This window comes from Candidatus Neomarinimicrobiota bacterium (assembly GCA_041862535.1).
Classification (GTDB): Bacteria; Fidelibacterota; Marinisomatia; order SCGC-AAA003-L08; family TS1B11.
This window is the reverse complement of sequence record JBGVTM010000326.1, coordinates 1-2,578: the sequence shown is the minus strand read 5'-3', so window position 1 is coordinate 2,578 and position 2,578 is coordinate 1. Positions and strand designations below refer to the sequence as shown.

Below are 2,578 nucleotides of genomic sequence, written 5' to 3'. Positions count from 1 at the left end.
GTCATTGAACGATTAAGCCAGTACATAGATGAACTCGATCACACAAATGAATAATCAATCACCGTGTGAATCACCCTCCCTTCAAAAGGGAGGGGCCTCGCGAAGCGAGCGGGGAGGGTTTGTCTTCGGTGCCCGCTATTATGATCCCGAGCTCGGGCGGTTTACCCAAACAGATCCGCTAGGACAGGACTACCCTGGCTGGAGCCCGTACGTGTACGCGCTGGATAATCCGCTGATTTATGTTGATCCGAACGGGAAGATTGTGATCAAGGAATCTTTGATGAGGAAATATCCGATTCTAGCTCTAGCCATCTACTCAGCGGAACAATTAGCGCTATATGATCCGAGAGTGAGGGCTACATTCCATACTAGGATTGGGGTGCCTGTCAGCGAGTTTGTTGGCTTTGGATTGTTGAGTGATACAGGGGAGCCAATCGGAGAACCTGGAAGAGGCCCAGAGGTTATTCTTCCAGAAATACCAATACATGAATGGGCCGCCGGTAGATATCAAGGAAACGAGCCTCCACCCGTAGGTCCCGAACAGAAGAACAAGATTCAGGTGGCCGCTTGGTTGGTTGTAAAGCTGGAAAGTGGCCCCGCAGAAGAGAAAGCCGCAGCTTTCGAATTGTTAAAAAGGACGATCTTGCACGAAACTGCGCATCAACAGTTAAAGAATGCGGACTATGATATCGATACATGGTTTAACCTGGAGGCTTTTGGAGAGCCAGACAGGTTCGAAGAAAAACAGGAATCCTTCTGGGATTGGTGGTGGGACCTGTGGCAGAAAGGCGAGGTTGACCCGACCGGTCCTGAATCCAATCAATAAAAGCATTACTAATAATTATTGATGCATCGGAGGATGGCTATGATTCTCATAAAACGTTGGCTGGATTTCTTATTCATCCTGCTTCTGCTTTTCGTTTTTTCGTGCCAGAAGGAGCAGATTGATGAAGAGAGTCTGAAGTACACAGTTCAAATTCTGACCTATTACGGTTTCGAAATACTAGTACCTGAGATTGATCAAGCAACCGGGGTTGTGACATTGACGCGGCCATATGCGAAAGGCAGAATTGCCCCCAATCCCATGGTTACGAGGTTTATTGAGCCAAATCTATGGTTTCAGGCGACGGATGATGTTGAAATATATCTGGATAAGGTAGAGGAAATTGTACTGAGGGAGCCAGGCGTGCGGGGTGTGAAGTGGGAGGTGGTGGAGCCCTACGGGGTTGAATTATTTACGTTCCCTAGTGTGAACTATACGTTGGCGTGTATGCATGCGTCTCTAAAATATGGCGATACAACAACGTTTTACCAATGTTTCGTCCCCGAGGCAATAGAAATTTATAAGGAGCAAGGTCGGGACTTATTCGAAGAACTTTTTAATTTGAAACAGCCCACTGGTCTACTGCCGTATCCGTATGGCATAATAGACGATTCTACAATGTTTACCATTTTCGAGGATCCGCCGGATACCCTTGTGTATCATCTTACTGAGATTGGGGACAAGTGGAAGATAAGGGCCATTACCCTCGAAGGGCCGGGAGAAGATTGGCCCCAGTTCAGGGTGGAGCGTTAGACTATTACCTCCGGTAAGAACATGGAGGAGTAAGGAAAATTGAAATGCACCAAAGGCGGAACGATGAGCTATGATCTGGTAACCTTTGGCAAAGGCAACGCACCCAATTTAAAGGATCACTTGTATTACACCGAATATCTTAGCAGTGTGCGGGATTTCGCCAGTTGGGCGGCTAGACCCAAGTGGACCCGCTGGCGAATAAGTACCCCGGCTGGGGCGGTTCACCCAAACAGACCCCCTATGGCAGGATTACCCTGACTGGAGCCAGTACGTGTACAGGTTGGTAAACCATATCAATGGAGTTAATCCGATAATTTATTTCAGAAAGGAACTTCCGATGCATAAATCCCGCCAACATACGATTCCCCTTGTGATACTACTTCTGGTATGCCTATTCACCGCCAAGGTCTACGGTCAAGCCTCCACTAGTCAGCCTTTGAGCCTCACTCTCGCCTTCACCGGCCAGTCCTCCGGCGATGCCACCAAGCCCAATGTGCAACTGACGCTCACCAACGTCTCCGGTCGCAGCTTCCAGGTGCTGCAGCCCCGAACCTAGCCGCCCTGCCCCTACATCTTGTACCTCCCACCTGAACCACCCCAGCATACGGAAAAGTCGTTCCCTTCGGGCCCCTCGACGGGTAATTTTCCTAGTTGTATTGAGTGTTTGCCATAGGATCTACAACCGCACATCAAGCCTTAAATGCCGGTGACTAGTGACTTTCATAAGCAACGGGCAATTCGCCGGGTGAGCTTCCATACCCTGGGGTGCAAGCTTAATCAGGCCGAGACGGATACTATTGCGGCCCGGTTTCGTCAGCGGGGGTATGAGGTGGTGCCCTTCCGGGCGGAGGCTGACCTGAGCATCATCAACACCTGCACGGTGACATCTGAGGCGGACGCAAAGAGCCGCCAGGCCGTTCGCCAGGCGGTGGCGGCCTCGCCGCGGGGATGGGTGGCCGCGGTGGGATGCTATGCCCAGGTGAGTCCTGATGAGGTCGCCGC

Annotated in this window: 4 protein-coding genes; all 4 read left to right on the top strand. The window is 50.7% G+C overall.

The features are described 5' to 3' along the window. The first annotated feature begins 28 nt into the window (after nt 1–28). Nucleotides 29–826: an RHS repeat domain-containing protein gene (locus ACETWG_11700; protein MFB0517250.1), complete on the top strand. Its 798-nt coding sequence runs from the start codon at nt 29–31 to the stop codon at nt 824–826. A gap of 39 nt (nt 827–865) precedes the next feature. Then, a complete protein-coding gene (locus tag ACETWG_11695) occupies nt 866–1,576 on the top strand; it encodes a hypothetical protein (protein ID MFB0517249.1) in 711 nt (236 codons plus the stop codon). A gap of 337 nt (nt 1,577–1,913) precedes the next feature. After that, nucleotides 1,914–2,132 (top strand): hypothetical protein, encoded by a 219-nt coding sequence (locus ACETWG_11690; GenBank protein ID MFB0517248.1) that lies wholly within the window; start codon nt 1,914–1,916, stop codon nt 2,130–2,132. Nucleotides 2,133–2,282: 150 nt separating this feature from the next. After that, nucleotides 2,283–2,578: tRNA (N(6)-L-threonylcarbamoyladenosine(37)-C(2))-methylthiotransferase MtaB (locus ACETWG_11685; GenBank protein ID MFB0517247.1), on the top strand; the 296-nt coding region annotated here is incomplete at its 3' end.

Excerpts from the sequence above, each read along its gene's own strand:
- ACETWG_11695 (MFB0517249.1), top strand. The coding sequence starts at position 866 with ATGATTCTCATAAAACGTTGGCTGGATTTCTTATTCATCCTGCTTCTG.
- ACETWG_11690 (MFB0517248.1), top strand. The coding sequence starts at position 1,914 with ATGCATAAATCCCGCCAACATACGATTCCCCTTGTGATACTACTTCTG.
- ACETWG_11700 (MFB0517250.1), top strand. The coding sequence starts at position 29 with ATGAACTCGATCACACAAATGAATAATCAATCACCGTGTGAATCACCC.